At 47.0% G+C, this 16,762-nt stretch carries 11 protein-coding genes; 1 reads left to right on the top strand and 10 read right to left on the bottom strand.

The genetic code is table 11. The annotated features are described in order from the left end of the window. Window position 1 precedes the first annotated feature (1 nt). The 4 genes from AAC022_RS19945 to AAC022_RS19930 form a co-directional block, all read right to left on the bottom strand. Window positions 2-985 carry a DUF1559 domain-containing protein gene (locus tag AAC022_RS19945; protein ID WP_339733804.1) on the bottom strand — a complete coding sequence of 328 codons (984 nt, stop codon included), beginning with the start codon at window positions 983-985 and terminating at the stop codon, window positions 2-4. A gap of 361 nt (window positions 986-1,346) precedes the next feature. Continuing rightward, complete coding sequence (locus AAC022_RS19940) at window positions 1,347-2,831, bottom strand: PQQ-binding-like beta-propeller repeat protein (protein ID WP_339733803.1); 1,485 nt, start codon at window positions 2,829-2,831, stop codon at window positions 1,347-1,349. Window positions 2,832-2,850: 19 nt separating this feature from the next. Next, window positions 2,851-5,829: a LamG-like jellyroll fold domain-containing protein gene (locus tag AAC022_RS19935; protein ID WP_339733801.1), complete on the bottom strand. Its 2,979-nt coding sequence runs from the start codon at window positions 5,827-5,829 to the stop codon at window positions 2,851-2,853. Window positions 5,830-5,990: 161 nt separating this feature from the next. After that, a complete protein-coding gene (locus AAC022_RS19930; RefSeq protein WP_339733800.1) occupies window positions 5,991-7,157 on the bottom strand; it encodes a TIGR03364 family FAD-dependent oxidoreductase in 1,167 nt (388 codons plus the stop codon). Window positions 7,158-7,416: 259 nt separating this feature from the next. Between AAC022_RS19930 and AAC022_RS19925 the strand changes: the two genes are divergently transcribed. Continuing rightward, on the top strand, window positions 7,417-8,601 hold the full coding sequence (locus tag AAC022_RS19925) for a DNA-binding transcriptional regulator (protein ID WP_339733799.1): 1,185 nt from the start codon (window positions 7,417-7,419) through the stop codon (window positions 8,599-8,601). A 478-nt stretch (window positions 8,602-9,079) separates the two neighbouring features. Here the strand turns inward: AAC022_RS19925 and AAC022_RS19920 are convergent, their stop codons facing one another. The 6 genes from AAC022_RS19920 to AAC022_RS19895 all read right to left on the bottom strand — a co-directional run bounded on the left by AAC022_RS19920 (window position 9,080) and on the right by AAC022_RS19895 (window position 16,654). Then, entirely contained in the window at window positions 9,080-12,100 is a 3,021-nt protein-coding gene (locus tag AAC022_RS19920) for an ATP-grasp fold amidoligase family protein (protein WP_339733798.1), read from the bottom strand. Then, window positions 12,097-12,507, bottom strand: a complete 411-nt coding sequence (locus AAC022_RS19915) for an iron-sulfur cluster assembly scaffold protein (RefSeq protein WP_339733797.1) — start codon at window positions 12,505-12,507, stop codon at window positions 12,097-12,099. The genes AAC022_RS19920 and AAC022_RS19915 overlap by 4 nt, the downstream gene beginning before the upstream one ends. Window positions 12,508-12,556: 49 nt before the next feature. After that, entirely contained in the window at window positions 12,557-13,186 is a 630-nt protein-coding gene (locus tag AAC022_RS19910; RefSeq protein WP_339733796.1) for a hypothetical protein, read from the bottom strand. 125 nt (window positions 13,187-13,311) lie between these two features. After that, window positions 13,312-14,856 (bottom strand): class I SAM-dependent methyltransferase, encoded by a 1,545-nt coding sequence (locus tag AAC022_RS19905; RefSeq protein WP_339733795.1) that lies wholly within the window; start codon window positions 14,854-14,856, stop codon window positions 13,312-13,314. Window positions 14,857-14,910: 54 nt separating this feature from the next. After that, window positions 14,911-15,930 carry a glycosyltransferase family 9 protein gene (locus AAC022_RS19900; RefSeq protein ID WP_339733794.1) on the bottom strand — a complete coding sequence of 340 codons (1,020 nt, stop codon included), beginning with the start codon at window positions 15,928-15,930 and terminating at the stop codon, window positions 14,911-14,913. A gap of 256 nt (window positions 15,931-16,186) precedes the next feature. Further along, window positions 16,187-16,654, bottom strand: a complete 468-nt coding sequence (locus tag AAC022_RS19895; RefSeq protein WP_339733792.1) for a hypothetical protein — start codon at window positions 16,652-16,654, stop codon at window positions 16,187-16,189. Between the last annotated feature and the right edge of the window lie 108 nt (window positions 16,655-16,762).

Here is a 16,762-nt window from a genome sequence, read left to right as displayed (position 1 = left end):
CTTAAAATTCGTCTATCGGATCACCGTCAGCTCTGCCCAACAGTCTGTCAAAAGTACTGTCAACTGCTGAAGTCGATTTTAAATGATCGATATTCTCACTAATAAATCGCACAGAACCATCGCACAATAGGAAATGAGCTCCTCCGGTGTGAGCGCTTGAGAAACTATTGCGTGGATAACCCGGGCCGTTAATGTGCGATTCACCCACTCCTAAAACATCAGCCATGCCATAATAGGTATTGGAAGCAGCGGTGGCAGTACCAAAAATGTGAGCCGCATGAGGATGGGTTCTACCTTTAAAAGAGAGTGGGGTTGAAAGGTTTGTTAACTCCCATGTTCTTTCACCGACCAAAATTGTGTTCGTTGTTCCATCAGTGATATCCCGAAAACGCACATTGCTGTTGGACCAGAATACACCATTGACGCAACCCTCATTCCGACCAGCAGAAGCCGCCGCCGCCTTGGTTTTGTATAACCGCCAAGAGCCTCCATTACCGACATATGTGCTGACAGTCAAAAAAACATCCGGGCCTCCACTGAGGGGGTTGATGTCGCGATCGGTTTGTTCCGGCACAGGAGTGGAAGGGCATTGAAATGCGGGATAGGACTGTTTCATGGCAGTGACCATCGCAGGGTCATCCAACGCTTCTGCTAAGGAAATCTCTGATATTCTGAGGGAGTTATAGAGGGTACTCTGTTCCATGCTGGGTAAAATATAAGCGGCCCAACCCCAGTTTCCACGATCACCACTATCATAGAACTCAACAATTCCAGGAGGCAATTTTGAAAAGAGATCATGATAATTATGTAAGGCGATTCCTATTTGTTTCAAATTATTTTTGCAAGAGGAACGTCGAGCTGCCTCCCGTGCCTGTTGTACAGCCGGCAATAGCAATGCAATCAGAATGGCGATGATTGCGATCACCACTAGTAATTCAATTAAGGTAAAACCAGACACTTTGCGAAAAGCTGATGTACGCTTCATATCGGACTCCTGAGTAAAAACGATTTTGATGTACCGGACTGCTGCTCCCCAAAGACTCGGTTTTGGCAAGCTCTCAGATCGTCATCATGATGCATTACCCAGGAGTCATTCACAATGACGTTTTGCGTCATCTTGCCCAACACAATTTCCACGACGTTCATCGCTTCTTTACATTGAGTTAACGCTAAATACATCAAGCACATACGAGAAGTACGTTCCGATTCTGAATTTCATTCCAGAGTACGAAATCTGCCAGGTTGGTCTATCATTTACGATCAGGGAATTAGCTGAGGATATGAGTCATTTATCGATAGTGATTTGGTGGGATTCTAAGAATGAAGGAGCGTTGGCTAACATTCTCCTAATTGGTTGCAAAGCAGTAAATGGCTCCCGTGTCAGTACTGACGAACAGGCGACCGTTGGCGACTGTTAAACCCAGTGCTTTTCCGTTGATGTTTGCATGCCATAATGTTTCACCATTCGTCGTATCAATCGCGACAACAGTATTGTCACCGCCAGCCAGCAGGATGTCGCTTGCGAGAACAAAAGAATGGACTTCAGCAAATGGGACTCGCCAGCGCAGGCATTTCTTGATCAACGGTACCACTTGTTGGATGTTCTTTTGCGTGTCCTGGATCTTATTTTGTAAATCCTCAATTTCCGTTTTAGTTTTCACTTTGGCCTTCAGCTTCTTCACCAGATCGGTCTTTAGTGCGGAGAGTTGAGCGTGCAATGCTGCGTTGCGACGGTTTAAGGCGAGATATTGAGGATGATCAAAAGCAGAGATTTCTTTGCCAGAATGTAGATAGGCGAACGGATCGGAAATGAGAATACGATTGGCACCTTCAAGTATCACCATTTGAGGATGTTCTGCATTCTTGTGTAAAACAAGCGCACCGCGCAGGCTCCCCAGTCCGGAAACAAAATCCGCATCTTCAGTCAGATACCCATACACGCCTCCTCCTTGACGACCCTCACCACTTACCCCTTTGAATTTCCCATCTGCCAACTGAAACATAGCAGGAAAGCTGCGACCTTGCAGTACGTAAAGATCGGTGGCCGATGCAAGCATAGAGGCTTCCATTGTCATTTTAGAAACGGAAAGCTTGAACGTACCACTGCCCTCAACTTTGCCGGATTCTGCATTGATTGCACATAACCAGGATGGTTGCCACGGTAACAGCGAAGCCCCGAAATATGCCTTACCCTCTTGAATTAAAACGCCCGTGCGACAAGGCCAGGATGAAATTAGTTTGCCATTGTTCGGAATGAGCCGGTCATTCTCGGCAGGTTGATATTTCCAGATAAGCGTTCCGGTTGTTGCATCCACACAGTACACAAAGCCATCATCAGAACCAAAATAAACTTTGCCTGCATGCCACGTCGGTGTGATACGCACAGCACCATCAGTAAAGAATGCCCAGCGCTCTTGGCCCGTGTTGGCGTCGATACAATGGACTGCGTCATCAATTGAGGAACCGAACCAAATTGAATCGTCTACAGCGATTGTGTAGAACGCGTGGTCGTAGTTCCGCATGGCCTGTAATCCCTTGACCTCCGCATACGCATCCCACTTTGCCGGCCGCGCCCACGCAGGTCGCGGCAGTGATTCTGATTGACGCATCCAGATTTGCTGCAAAGGCAAGATCAATTTATCAGATGTTACGGCACTTCGACGATTATCATGCTGGTAGGTGGGCCAATCTGTTGCATGGCTTACCAAATTGTAATTCAAGACAATTAAGAGAAAGTAAAAGACTTGTTGCAACCGTTGGAGTGAAACGCTTGTAAGTGCCCCGTGAAGTGGTGCAGATTGAGAGTCCTGATTGTATTTATGATCGCTCATTGTTGATAACACCTCTACTTCAATCTTTGTTCTGTTTTGCAATAGATAAACGTGGAGCAAATCCAAACGAGGCTTCCATCCAGGCACCACATGAGCAGCCCCCACCTCCTTCCGGCGAAAGCAGCATCCCGGCAGCGGGGATCGTACTTAACCAGCAACTGGAACGGAGCCGATACCAATCGCTGACTTCCTCATTTTTCATATCCCACATCGATAAGAGGTTGTTTCCGCGGTAGATTAAAGATCCCTCCGTTGCAACATAGCTGCCGCATCTGCGTGTGACCTTTCCTCCCATCATGTTGTTGCTCAACATCGATCCAGACTCTAAATCATAGACATGCGGAACTTGATAGACTTTGCCCGAAACAACAGCCGGATGTTGTGCATGCGCGCCATGATTGTTACTGGGCCAATTTGCGATCGAATGCCACTGTTGTTTTCCATTTTCTGCTTCGAATGCATAGAGATGATATTCTCCGCGTCCAGAAGAGGAGATTACGATTTTGCCTGCTGCATACACCAGATAAAAAGTCACCATCCCATCTCTTGTGTCTATGGGCTGTTCCCACAATTTCTTACCTGTGCGGGCATCTAACGCCACCATATATTGATCAAGCCAGAGATTTTCTTTGGCAACACCATTGGTTATGCCTCGGCGCCTCTCTTTGGCTGAAAGAAAACGTGCATCACCGTGCACCAGAGTTTTCACTTTAGGGTGACGCGATTCTACGAAGTAAACCCGCCCGTCACCAACAGCGATCGATGTATTCAGTATGACACCATTCTGATATTCCCATGCTTTCTGCCCCGTCTGTTTGTCGTAGGCAAAGAGATCATCGCTACACACTTTGTCTGTTCCATCACCGGGAGATCCGGTGCCATCAAACCAACGTTCGCGTCCCCAATAATCGGTGTAAATGCTTCCCCGTTTGACACTGCTGCCAAATAGCATGTTGCCTGCATTGGCGATATACCCCCAGTCATGGCTCTGTTGTCTGCTGGTATCAGGTAATTGAAGAACGCGGGTTCGCTCGCCAGTGTATGCGTTCAGAACCCAGCATTCCCCATTAACTGCCACGTAAAGATTTCGTTCATCGGCACACCAGTTGGCTGCATCGCGCGGGATATTGGTTCGTCGTAAATCGGCTATTTCCAATAGCCAGAGAAACGCACCATTATAGGAATCCAGAGCGATGATTCGGTTCATTCCCTGGTGAAAAAGTCTTCCGTTGACAGCAAGTGGCGCGGAGAGTCGAACCTGTCGATCGATACCGAAATCTGCTCCTGGAAGACCAATCCACTGCACTTCCAGATCGGCCGTGCGTGAGACGCCACCCAGCTTTTCCCCTCCAAATGAAGAGTTGCCTGGACCGCCATATTGATGCGTCCATTTACCAGCACCTGCAACCGCATCGCGTTTTCCTATTCCCCAGAAACCTGCTTCATTGTCGTAGAGTGAAAACGTTAATCCGGTTTGCTGATACCATTGTTCGAGGTTCACTTTGCTATTTGCTTCCGCCGTACCCGCTGGCTGCCCCAGGAAAAGGGTGCCCCCCTCGGGGCGCAGTAAGCGGCAGGTCTCCTTTGGTGAACCAATCAGCTTACCGTGTGTAACGAAATCATCAGAGACGATTAAGTTGGCGAATTGTCTTGTGAATGGAAGTATTTCGAGGGATTTGACATGCCGCACAGTAATTCTTGTGCCATACACTTTGGCTGAGTGAAGTTTTTGTCGGGCCTCTGCAACCTTGGCTACATCGGTATCAACACACACGATAATCAATTCACTTTGCTTCGCCAATTCATAAGCAAACTGTCCATCCCCAACGCCATATACGATACAATAGCCTTTGGTGACCCCTGTCTTAGACAAAGTATGCTTTGCGGCATCGGCATAGTATTTTGCCATTTTGTTTGTTGCATAGGGAGAGAACTCAGCAGGAACGGGTCGCGGTCGATGGTTGAATGTTGTGTCGAAAAGGTGTTTGTGGCTCTGCAACTCCTGTCCGTTTCTGTGAACGGAAATATGATATTCGTATATTTGATTCTGTTTTAAGTTAGTCAGAGTAACGCGATGCGTGTGTTGGGGAGTTGTCTGTTCAACCAGTTGATCAATTTGCCCTGGTTCACCGTATCTGATGCTGGATGGCGATGCATCTTCCGTTTGCCAGCAGAGTGTGACATCGCCATTCGGTTCATACCAAGCATAAGGGCTGTGCACCAGATGATGCTTTTTCGGCTTTTGAGCTTTGGTAGGCAGCTTGTTCAATTTTGCACGATAGCGCGCTGCAATTTGTTTTTGAGTCAGAATTTGAGAGGAAACAGAAACTTCATGAAGCATTCCTGTTAAACGGAAATACTCATTGGAATCGTGAAAAGCTCCCATTTCGTAAAACGTATCTGTGGGAGGGTAGAAGATCTCCCCCGAACGTGATGAATCAGTCGCAGCCAGTTCTCCGTTCACAAATAACTGATGTACGTTTCCATCATAGACACCGACAACGTGATACCATTTTTCGAGTTCGAACTCAGATTTCGCAGTCAGATACGTCAGTTGCTGCTTATCCTGTGTGGCAAGACCAAAGTAAAAATGCTGCTTTCTATAACCAAGAATCCAGCCTGATTCGTCCTTCCCGTTATCGCGGACTGCACCAATAATACCGCCCCATTCCAGGTCCCGGTTAATAAAAACCCAAGCTTCTGCGGTGATCTCTTTTTTCGGCAAGTTTGCCTGAGTGCTCTGTTCTGAGATCATGATCGAGTTTGACTCACCATCCAATACAATAGCACTCAAGCGATCACTGGGGGTAAAGAAAGTCTCTCCCAGTATTTCTGCATTTGGTCCTTTCACCGCTTTGATTGACGATTGATTCAGGTTTTCTTTTGCAAATATCCAGTGATGCTTCGAGAAACCATCTTCTGCGAATGTGACTCGTGGCAGATTGGCAAAGATCAGCAAGACGAACAGAATTGGAAGCAGCTTGTTGAAATGTTTCACAAACATTGTCTCCCTACTTTCACTTTAGCTTTGAGAGGACTCGTGAGTCTACTGCGAAAATATTCGGAATTTCAGTAGATCGTGTTCTGGATGTACCATGTAAGGGCAGGGGACTTAAATGAGATCTAAAATACACCGTAAGAATTTCAACCGCGTTCCCTTCAGAGACTTGGTTCATAATTAATCTCGCAGGTTGTCGCAGAATTCCAGTTTTGCATGACGGTCTCTGCTACAGCCAAGGCCAGCGACATTCCATTCCCACCAAATCCATTGACAATCAAGACATCTGGTCGAATTTCCCGGACAAAGAACATGTTTTTGGGATGCTTGGCATACAGGCCGTGCCACGTTCGAGAAATCGAGAAATTTGGAATGTTGAGCACTTTGCGAATCTCGCGAATAATCAGGTTGTTGATTTCACTCTTGTCAAACGGTTCAATGTCATCGTTGTATTCATGAGAATCACCTAGAATCAGTTCTCCATTCTCGTTTTGCGATGCCATGACATGAATTCCAAAACGATCAAATTCGGGCATGTTTTTAGAAATACGTTTACGGAGTTCGGTTATTGAGGGACAGTTCTCGAATGCTGGGTAATGACGTAATGACGGTCCGCTGGCCATATGGGGGCCAAGTTTCCAACCGATTGGCTGGGGATCGGTTAACAGCATTTGCAGTTTACAAATTTGTAAGCGTTCTTCGCTGTAGGTCGCAGGAAACAGACTTTCGTAGTAAGCCCCACTGGCGATGATGATCTTGCTTGCATGCCAGGTCTCGTTTGCAGTTGTTAAAATTGCTCCCGAGTCTACCTTCACCACCGTACTATTGAAATAGAATTCCACATTGAGAGTATCGGCGAGATAAGCTGTAGCCATGCTGATTGCCGTTTGGGGAGTGACGCGCAATTCACTCGGACTAAACATTCCCCCTTGCAGGCTGTTTGTATTCACTGCTGGCATTTTTTGCTGAACGACATGCGGCGGACATAACTCAGCATTAAGTCCATGAGATGCTTCTGAATCAAGGAACTCATTCAGGACTGCCAATTCATCGGGATGATGTGCTAGAAAGAGCGATCCACATTCTTCAACAGCAAAGCCAGCTGCTTGACCGAGTTTCAGCCATAACTCTCGATTCCGCAGAGCCATTTTACGGGCTTCTCCCGCCGGTTGACCGACAGGCCAGACCATCCCAAAGTTCCGAATGCTGGCTCCCTCCGCTCGGGAGTTTGCTTCAAATACGGCTACCTTCAGTCCTTGTAGGGCAGCGGCCCAGGCATGTCCCAAGCCTACAATACCACTGCCGATTACAATTACGTCATACTTCATCACAATTCCTTGTTGTCGATCAATTTTTTCGGGAATTCGCTTTCATTAATGATACAAATGATTTCCAATTATAAAGCGAACTCAAGGAGTTCAGTCACTATAAAATCAGACAACTTACCAAAAATTAACATCGATTTCATAACTATTCCCTCGACGGAAACGTAAAATATCATATGGTTCGATTTTGAATTGAATGTAAGTCGTTTGCCATGACGTTATGCGAATATCTGCCTGATACTTTTCCCTTAATTGAACTACCATGAATAATTTCCGTTGGCGAGTTGCGTTGCTTGTTCAGACTTCCAGCGAATGGAGTCGGCAAGTTCTGGAAGGCGTGGCAGAGTATGCCTCTTCAATCGGTGGGTGGGATTTTCGAATTGAGCCGCGCGGCTTTTATGAAAAACTCAGCTTGCCTTTAGATTGGGAAGGGGATGGAGTTATCTGCCGGCTCACAGATCCGGAGTTAATCGAGGAGCTGCATTCAAGAAATATTCCCGCTGTCAATGTGAGTTGGAAAGGATTAAATTCGATCCACATCCCCAATGTGATTTCTGATGAAGCGGCGTGTGGTCAAATGGCTGCGGAGTATTTTGTCCAAAATGGTTGGACTAATTATGGTTTTGTTGGGCCACCCCCCAATCAGAGATATTCTGACCTAACCGAAAAATCGTATTCTCAGTCACTGTCCGAAGACGGATATTACACACATCAATTTGAACATTCCCTGGGTTATGGCAAACTCTCTCTTGAGGACCAACGTCCGGAAATGGAAAAATGGCTGCTTTCGCTCCCCAAACCCATCGCCTTGTTCGTTTGGACGACCACGATGGGGCAAGAAATCATGCTCTTTTGTCGTCATCTCGGTTTATCAGTTCCGAACGATGTTGCGATTTTAGCGGTTGAACTTGACCCTCTGGTCTCGTCTCTGTCTCCCGTTCCGATAGCCTATATCGATCAATCTCCCCATCGAGTTGGAATTGAAGCGGCAAAACTGTTGCAAAAGATGATCCAGGGTGAACCTGCTCCAGAAAAATCTGTGTTAATTCCACCATGTGGAATTGTGACCAGACGATCCGTTGATACCCTGTATTTTGAAGATGAACATGTGCGTAATGCAATGGAATTTATTAGACAAAACATTGCCTTACCAGTGCGAGTAGAGGAAGTGGCTAGTGCCGCGTCCCTTTCCCGCCGATCTCTGGAAAATCGTTTCCAGAAGTCTCTCGGTAAAAGCCCCGCTCAAATAATTCGGCAATCAAAGTTGTCGCACGCAATGAATTTATTACTGGAAACAGACTTGACTATTCAGGAAATCGCTGAGCGAACCGGTTTCTTTCATGTCGAAACATTTGCTCGTTTTTTTAAACGCGAAACTGGCAGGCCCCCTTCGTTGTATCGCGTTAGTCCGCTCGTGGCGCTGCCAAATGATCAATCTGAAATTTAGTCACAGCTTATTTCAATTAGAATATTCTCATTCCTCATTCCCGTTGATCTTGAATGTCAGGATGTTTCTGAATCAGACAGATTAAATTAATTTAGGTCAGGGAATCACTTCGTCTGTGCTAGCTGTTACCGAGTTGTGACTGCCTGCGGTAGGCGCTGTGGGACCTGATGGGCAAGGTGTTCGATCAACCAATTCCTCGGTTGCTGAGCGTCAAGCGGCACAAAGCGTTTCAGGATTATACTTCGATTGTGTTTGGCCATGATGATGATGCAACTCGTGAAATTGGCCAACGATGGCGAAAAGTCGCTTGAGGCGACCGAGTCAGGCTCAAAATGTGATACCAAAACAACTGTAACGTCACGGCACTTTTGGAACCGCACGAGGATCCGCGGTTTTCCTCTGAACTCAGCCAGATTCATTCCGGGAAACCGTTCGTTTATTTCTGCTCTGATATGGTTACAGTGATCATCATTGCCCGTTACCAGATCGGCACTTCTCCCCACGTTGACCAAAAAGGTGGACTGCCTTTGCTCTTGCCGTAAAAGTGATAAATGTTTGCTTGCTCTTTAGAGAGTGAGCTCAGAAACTCACGTGGTCCGGCAGAACTGTATTTTACATTGCATTCGTTCCATTTGCTGCCTCTGAGAATGCGATCATGATGCCCGTTGACATCGACCATCCATTGCAGGGCTTCTTGATCACGCATCACTCGTTTTTTGCGTGGGGCTTTTTCCAGCTCGACACACTTTGCCAGCCAGTTGGCGATAAATTCTGCATCCCGTTCACGGTCGAAACCACAAATTCCTGCCATGACCAGAGTGTCATTCACCGGATTTGTTCCAAATAGTTTGTGTGGGAAGGTCATCCGATCTTCGCGACGAAAGGGGGCCACACATTCACAGGTGTAGAACTGGTCTTGTAGTTTTGACGCCATCACTTCGAGGCCGCCCATTACGACACAATCTGAATCGATCCACAGGTTACGTTTAAATGGGCTCAACTGGAAATACAGAGGCTTATTCCAGTTCTGCCAAACCTCAGCACTGCGGGGCACTGGGAGCGTTTCAGGCAGGTCTATCAGAGTAATGTCCGGCTGATGTTCGCACCAGGACCTCTGCCTTGCCGTCAGTCCGAGGTCGGCCACAGCAAACTTTGTTTTGTATCGCGCCATCACGCTGACAAATAGTAGTTGAAATGCTGGGAAAAATGTATCATCGGAAGAGGTTAGAATCCCAGTGTCATCAGGCAACGGAATCGGACCGTATTCAGGTTCGTATGCTTGTCGCAAATTTAATAGAGGCTCATTCAAGAAGCTACCAAGCCACAGGTCACCCTCATCTGTAATGCGGCCGTCTTTGACCAGACCGGGTGTAATGCTCATTTCGTTGTAGACCGGGTGTCCCTGATCATCGATAAAGAAATCTACGCGCACAGGAACGGGAAAGTGATAGCTGATTTCCTCGGCAGTCGCGACCATTTCTGGCAGGCAGACAGGCGGTTCGGCCTCAAATATCAAGGAAGGGTTTTCCGTCAGGCTTTTATCAAGGTCTAGCGTCTTCCAGTCAGGATATCGTTTATAATTGTATTCGGTTATTTGCATCCCGTTTGGTGTTTCTTTACAGATGTCAATCTGCAGCATGACGACCCGGCCACCGAAGGCGAAAAGTCGGTAATCCTTGTCATGGGGAATTAATTCCTCGTAAATCCAGTCTTCGTTTTTCTGGATCACGCGTACTCGTCTACCACCGCAGTCCCGGTCCGGTTTCAGAATGCTGTTTGACTTCAGCTTATAAGTTTGAGGGGTTCTCAGACTAGGAAGATTCAGTGATCGGGCAAACTCTTTGCTAGTGTGCTTACTCATGATCACCTCACCCAGAGGGGAATTCCAGGTTGGCTTTATGCTGCCGTCCTTTAGGAACGTGGAGTAGCGTTTGTTTTGCCCCGCTTCCATCTGACGTTTATAGAATGAGTCACGAATGACGTTATAAGCTGACTCTTTCCCCCTCCACTCCCACAAGCCATTCTTTGCGATTTGGATGTCCCGGGTCGGATCGAAGTTGATTTGTTTCAACAGGTCTTCCAATGGCTTGTATTGACGGTTGGTTTTACTGCCGTGGTACAGGTGAATCAAATGTCCGCTGGCGTACGTAACCTTGCTTCCGCGAATTGCTTTGCATCGTTCCAGCCATAAAGGATAAGTCTCTTTGGAACAGTGTCGCTCTCCCCATTTAGGATCACCTTTGATCGCATAATAATCGTGTGAGTCTCCGGAGCCATTCATGCAGTAGTCGTCGAATCGATGGCGTTCCAACCATTCACGACGAAACGTCCACGCTAAACCCTGCCCACGATCCCGGTGCCAGTCTGGGGCACCAGGTTGCGTTCCCTCTTGATCAACCAGAGCAACCACTCGCTGTTTTCGTTCCGGCTTTCCATCAGCGCCCAGTCTTGTGGCTGTCGAATAAGGGAACACCACATCATGAGATTCCAGCAGGGAAACTGTTTCCCTTAACCAATTCTTATTTTCAAAAATAATATCCGCATCTGCCCACATCACGCAATCGTATTCAGGTGGCAACTGATCGAGCAGCAGGTTAAACAGTCGCTCTTTCTGCCATAATACCTGCCGGTGCGTGGCGTTGACTTTGATCGTTGCATCCTGAATATGAAACCTGCCGGTATAGCTGGCTTCAGCAACGAACACATCCGCATCCGGCGTCAGTTCGTCTCGAAATCGCTTGTAGTTCTTAAACAGATTGCTGCTACCGGTCGGATCGAATACCGCCACCAATACCGCTATTTTGGGTTTTTGATCGGGGCAGCGTGACTGATTATTGGAGAGAGGTGATAGATTAGCTCTTGAGGAACTGTTTTGGTGTCGGTTGCCCATCCGCTTGACTGAGCCTAAAGAGGTTCTCTGAGACGTGTGGGATAACTGACCATTAAGGAACTGTAGATAATTTGATTTGGCCATCTGCTTCATAGCAGAATGGCCGTTCATTCCGGGGAACAGTTTGATCGAAAGCTGATTTGCAGCATCTGCCTGGTCTAGAGCATTGTCCAGAACTTGAACGGATGCCTGCAGGTTATAGCTTCTCTCCCAGCGCTCGATCAGTTTTTTGATCTGTCTATATTTAAATTGAAAATCGGGGAGTGTATCTTGCAGATAAAATTCAACCTGGCATCCAGTCTGTTCTAACAGTTCTGTGAGGTATTCATCTTGAGTGAAAGTGTGAGCGTTCAACCTTAAACGCAGTTGAAATTGTTTCTTTCGAAGTGGTTCCTGGGGGATCACTTCGCTCAATTCGGAGACAATTGGTTGAGCGCTATTTCTGAGAACAACATCTCGCGCTTCCGTTAAGCAGGCGATGGTTTCAAGTAATTCAACCACCGTTTTAGATTGATTTTGTTCTGAGTAACAATCCATAGTCGCATCGGCATTCTCTAAAGACGGGCCGTCTGGAATTACAATCTCTATTGTGAGATTCTCCGCTTTCATTGTTGTCTATTCCCTTTTACTTGGTTGTCCAAATTTGTTTTTATCTTTTGCAGCGCTTCCCAAGCCAGCAATCCACACACCATCCTCCGGGGGGACAAAGGAATCCTTATCGCTTTGAGCATGCAGGATGCGTCAAATGAGTTTAGGGAAGTCAGTTCCAAGTCAGTAATTGTTTCGCATAAAATCGAAGCTGCAGCCTGGCTGATCACACACCCCTGGGCTTCAAATTTTGCCTGTACGACCAGATTGTTTTTCAGTTCCAGGTCTAGAACGACGCTGTCTCCACAGGTCCGATTTAATATCTGATAACTGACTGTCGGCGCATTCAATCGTCCCCGGTATTGTTCAGACTCATAATGCTCTAGAAGAAAATCTTCCTCATCCTGATCAGGATTATGGTTATCCATAATGAAATATTACCTTAAATGGATGCTCTCTTATTTCGATCTCTTTCTTTCACTGAACACTTTTTAGAATATGATTTGCTTTACGATGCCCTACAACTGAAGCTTTGGGGTAAATGGTCGACGTTTCACCAATGTGCTGCGCCAGACTTGGTGAATGGACGAAGTAAGGCAGTTGCTGTCGTTCACACCAAAGCCCAACGACAGCATCAATATGATGCATCCCCTCGGCAGGGCCAAATCCACGATGATTTAATACTACAGAATCACTTAACAATGATCGGGCTGATGGATTTGAGAAGATATAAGCTAGAGCGCCCCAACTTTTCCAGCCTCGATCTTCTCGAATAAAACCTGGCGTTGTTTGTTGCTGATAATGACTGGGGCAATAAATCGAAACAACACCGATTTCTGAAGCAGGCCATAATCGGTATTCAAGATACTCACGTATGTTTTCAGTAAATAAGACATCATCCTGGCATATCAAATATGCTTCCGCCTTTGGCTCTCGCAGCACCATTTCTGTCAATGAAAGATACCAATTTGGAAACGCGCCTAATCTCTCATTACGTTGTCCAATTATCAGGTCATCGAAATATTCCGGAATTTCAACATCCGGTTCCGCGAATATTTGCAGTCGATCCCAGCCCGCTTTTTTGATACTGGCGATTGTCTGACTCAACGTTGGTTGTTTTCGCGGAGCCGTCGTAATCCCAACAGACCATTTCGTGATATTTCGCACTTTGAAAGCATCCATGCTGCTTGCCTTGTTTATGGATCAAATATTGATAGTGTTTGAGTTTCCGTTTAAGCAATACGCGTCCACCAGACATGTCCGGTGGGAGTACTTTGTACTTCTTCAAATTTCTCATGAACGGCAGATTTTACTGATTCCCATCCATAATCGTCACCAGCAATAATTCCTCCCGGCTTGACTTTTTGTTTCCAAATACCAATATCGGAAAGGACAGCCTTTGTTTCATGGCAGGCATCGATAAACACAAAATCCAAACTTACATTGTCAAATAAGTTTGCCGCATCGCGTGAATCTCCCGGTATCAGTTTGACTCGAATGGAAGGGAAACGAGACAAGTTTTCCAGGTAGCGCGGCCTTGAAGGGAGTTGGTGGCCGTCCATTGTTCCATCCAGATTTCCCATGAACGATTCAATGGAATAGAAATCCATATCGCGATTGGCAAACCGAACTCCGAGTGTCATGATGGAGCCACCTTCATAGCTGCCCACTTCGGCATAACGTTTGATTCCGGGATCGGATTTCACCAGTTCTATTAATTCTGACATGCTGCCACCTTCCAGACTGAGCATGCGATGAACGCCATTCACAATTCGATCCAGGGTTGGCTCTTCTAAATTGTCCCAGAGAGTGCGAGCTTCCGGATACACTTGGAAAATTTGCGGTAGAAAATCCATTAAGTCCTGCACCAAATGCTGGCTCGCTTCGGGGAGATATTGAAATGGATCGGTTTTCCGTTGGCTGCATTTGCCAAACCAGAACATCGTCAGGAACCACAGGTAAGGATAGGTTTGCAATGCATGGCCATTTAAGATTTTATCACGATGGGCCTTGGACCAGTATTTTTCTGCCCCTCCACAATGAAACGATCGTTGAGGAACATTGTTATGTGAGCAGTTAATAAACTGCTGGTCTTTGAAACTGATAATGGAATTCCAATAAACCCAATGTTGACTCCAGAGGTGATTCGGGAGCAGCTCAATATCCCCCGTTCGTCCGGCGGCAAACAGTACAGCGTTCAGGACTCCCTGATCACCATGGCCGGGGCAGGGGCCTTGGCCATTGAACTCAGCGGAATTGCAGCATTCGCTCCACTTTTTCAGAATCTGCCGATTCTGTTCCGTTACCGCACAGAAAAACAGAGACGTGCTCATGTATTTGGAATTATGTGCGGGCGCTTCTATTCCATATACTTTGTATCTGATTCCATAGTCTGTGCCGGAGCCATCTGCGCCTCCGATGAAGCCCCCGCTTTGGTAGCAGCGTTCAATGACATCATCGACGTTGCTGCACAACAGACAGTCCGAATCGATTCCGATGACAACGTCGTACGCTTCACAAAGGTCCTCGCAGGCATAGGATTTCAGTTCCCAGGCATTGATAAACCGAGAATTCTTTTCCAGTTCCCGGGAGCCAATTAGCTTCACATGTTCGTCTGCTTGAAGGCATTCGATTTGTGCGGGAGTTAACGGGTTTTTCGCGTTGACGACCACATGAATGGTCGTGTCGGGGTGATAGTGCAATACACTATTCACGGTAGCCAGTGTGCCAGGAAAAAACGCGAAGTCGGTGACTGTGATAAACGTATAACGTGGCATATTGTTTCTTGTTTCGTTTTTTGGGGAAGGGGGTAGCCTTAAAGGAAGATCTTTTTATGCGGCTTGTACTTCACAGCAGTCAGCAGTCTTTTCTGCCGATGCCGACTGATTATATTGAAGTGCACCACCATCGAAATAGAATTCGATGCGTCGAATGACATCCTGTGGTGTGATCATGTTCATACATTTGGGGATTTGCAGATCCTCATCAACTTGAACCGGATACAGGCAAAGATCCTGATCTTTGGGATCATTATCGCCCACTGGTTGACAGCGTGATTTCCAGCAACCACCCTGATCGCAACACCTCAACGCACCGTTTGTATTAATGAATTGGTGATGCGGATACGCTTCCCACTGCGCGGGTTCTCTGCCTCCGGCTAAAACCACGGCGGCCCGATTTTTTGGTTTTCCTCGTTTGGTTTCGACGGCAGTTGCCAGGTGCATGGCAAACGTGACCGGACAGACCACACCATCCGCGTGGTGCATCAATCTGATGAACTGGCGCGTGTCTGTTTTACCAATCAGGTTGATCACTCCCGTTAACGGCGGATGAAAATGCTTTGCTTCTCCGCACTGCACGAATTGAATCCGCCCTCGAAAATGATCGACGACCTGCTGGTAAAATACTGGGTTCCACCACTTGGCAGTGAAGTCGTATTTGCCGCCGGCCATCATGATCCAATAGTTTCCCTGAAAGCCGGTCTCTTCCACCTGCGACATCCAGCGTTTTTCCTGATCTGACAGGTAAATGTCTCCCTGGAAATTCGTAACCGGAATTTTCAAATCGAGCTGTTTCTCCAGGTACTGGGTAAATCCATGAATGAAATGGAAGGAACTGCTATTGGATTGATGCACCAGAGGATAGTGCATTTTGATCGTTGTCACTCCCGGCTCTTTAGGATCGAGAGGTGTGATATAAGGGTTATTCTCCCAGATCTGTTTCGCGGTCGTGCGAACATCGGTTAGAAAGTGTCCAGGATAGGACCGATGCAAGTCCCTGATCGTCGCGGTCAACATGACGATGTCACCAGGGCTTAGTGAGTTACTCAGAATGATCTTCCGTGGTTCCATTGGGCAAGCCAATCCTTTGGCTGGTGAATGGGGGGAACTGATGTTGAAACCAGATATTTCGTAATACTGGGTGTGCTTGTCTGAATTCAGAGGGACTCCAGCAACGTTTTCTTAATTTCAGGTATATCCAGCCTTGTTGCAAGATCAAGTAAGGTCTCGGTATTCAGCAGAGAGGGAGACGTATTAGCACTATATTGCGGATTAACTTCATCTCCATTTTCTTCTCTAGACCAACTCTTGGATGCAGATCGCTGTCCTATCCGCGATGAAATGGGACGGAAAATGGGGAGCATGCCAACCCGTAACTATCATACGCATAGCGTTCCTGAACATCGCCGTTTTCATCGCAGATCGCCGTGACATTCCAGTTGCCGTCCTGTAACGCGTAAAGTCGTTCATCCAGTATGCCGTTGCCGGTCGTATCGCGATCGCGAAGAACTAAGTCATCAATGTAGCGCATTCCCCAGACGAACTGGCGTTCGGGACTGGTTTCGCTGTCGATGCGTTCTTCGAGGGCCTGCCAGGAATCGGTATAATAAAGATGACGGGTTTCATCCAGTGATCCGCTGACAAAGGATTTCTGGATGATCCGATAGTTGCGACCATCATAGGCATATTCTGCAATCGTATCGCTGCCATCTGTAAGTTTTACAAGGCGATTCCAGGCATCGTAGGTCGCGGTGAAACTGGTTGTCGGATCAGCGGGTTGCGGGATGGTGGTCATGTTGCCCGCTTTATTGTACGCGGGAGTGATCCAACTCGAACCAGCGGTCTCGGTAATGTCGGTGATTTCATTGACTGTGTTACTGGTACGGGTTTGCTCCAGATCCCA

This window comes from uncultured Gimesia sp. (assembly GCF_963976445.1).
GTDB lineage: Bacteria > Planctomycetota > Planctomycetia > Planctomycetales > Planctomycetaceae > Gimesia.
This window is presented reverse-complemented; position numbering and strand designations above follow the sequence as displayed.

Coding starts and splice junctions, on each gene's coding strand:
- AAC022_RS19945 (WP_339733804.1), bottom strand. CDS start 985: ATGAAGCGTACATCAGCTTTTCGCAAAGTGTCTGGTTTTACCTTAATT.
- AAC022_RS19940 (WP_339733803.1), bottom strand. CDS start 2,831: ATGAGCGATCATAAATACAATCAGGACTCTCAATCTGCACCACTTCAC.
- AAC022_RS19930 (WP_339733800.1), bottom strand. CDS start 7,157: ATGAAGTATGACGTAATTGTAATCGGCAGTGGTATTGTAGGCTTGGGA.
- AAC022_RS19925 (WP_339733799.1), top strand. CDS start 7,417: ATGAATAATTTCCGTTGGCGAGTTGCGTTGCTTGTTCAGACTTCCAGC.
- AAC022_RS19920 (WP_339733798.1), bottom strand. CDS start 12,100: ATGAAAGCGGAGAATCTCACAATAGAGATTGTAATTCCAGACGGCCCG.
- AAC022_RS19915 (WP_339733797.1), bottom strand. CDS start 12,507: ATGGATAACCATAATCCTGATCAGGATGAGGAAGATTTTCTTCTAGAG.
- AAC022_RS19905 (WP_339733795.1), bottom strand. CDS start 14,856: ATGCCACGTTATACGTTTATCACAGTCACCGACTTCGCGTTTTTTCCT.
- AAC022_RS19900 (WP_339733794.1), bottom strand. CDS start 15,930: ATGGAACCACGGAAGATCATTCTGAGTAACTCACTAAGCCCTGGTGAC.
- AAC022_RS19895 (WP_339733792.1), bottom strand. CDS start 16,654: ATGACCACCATCCCGCAACCCGCTGATCCGACAACCAGTTTCACCGCG.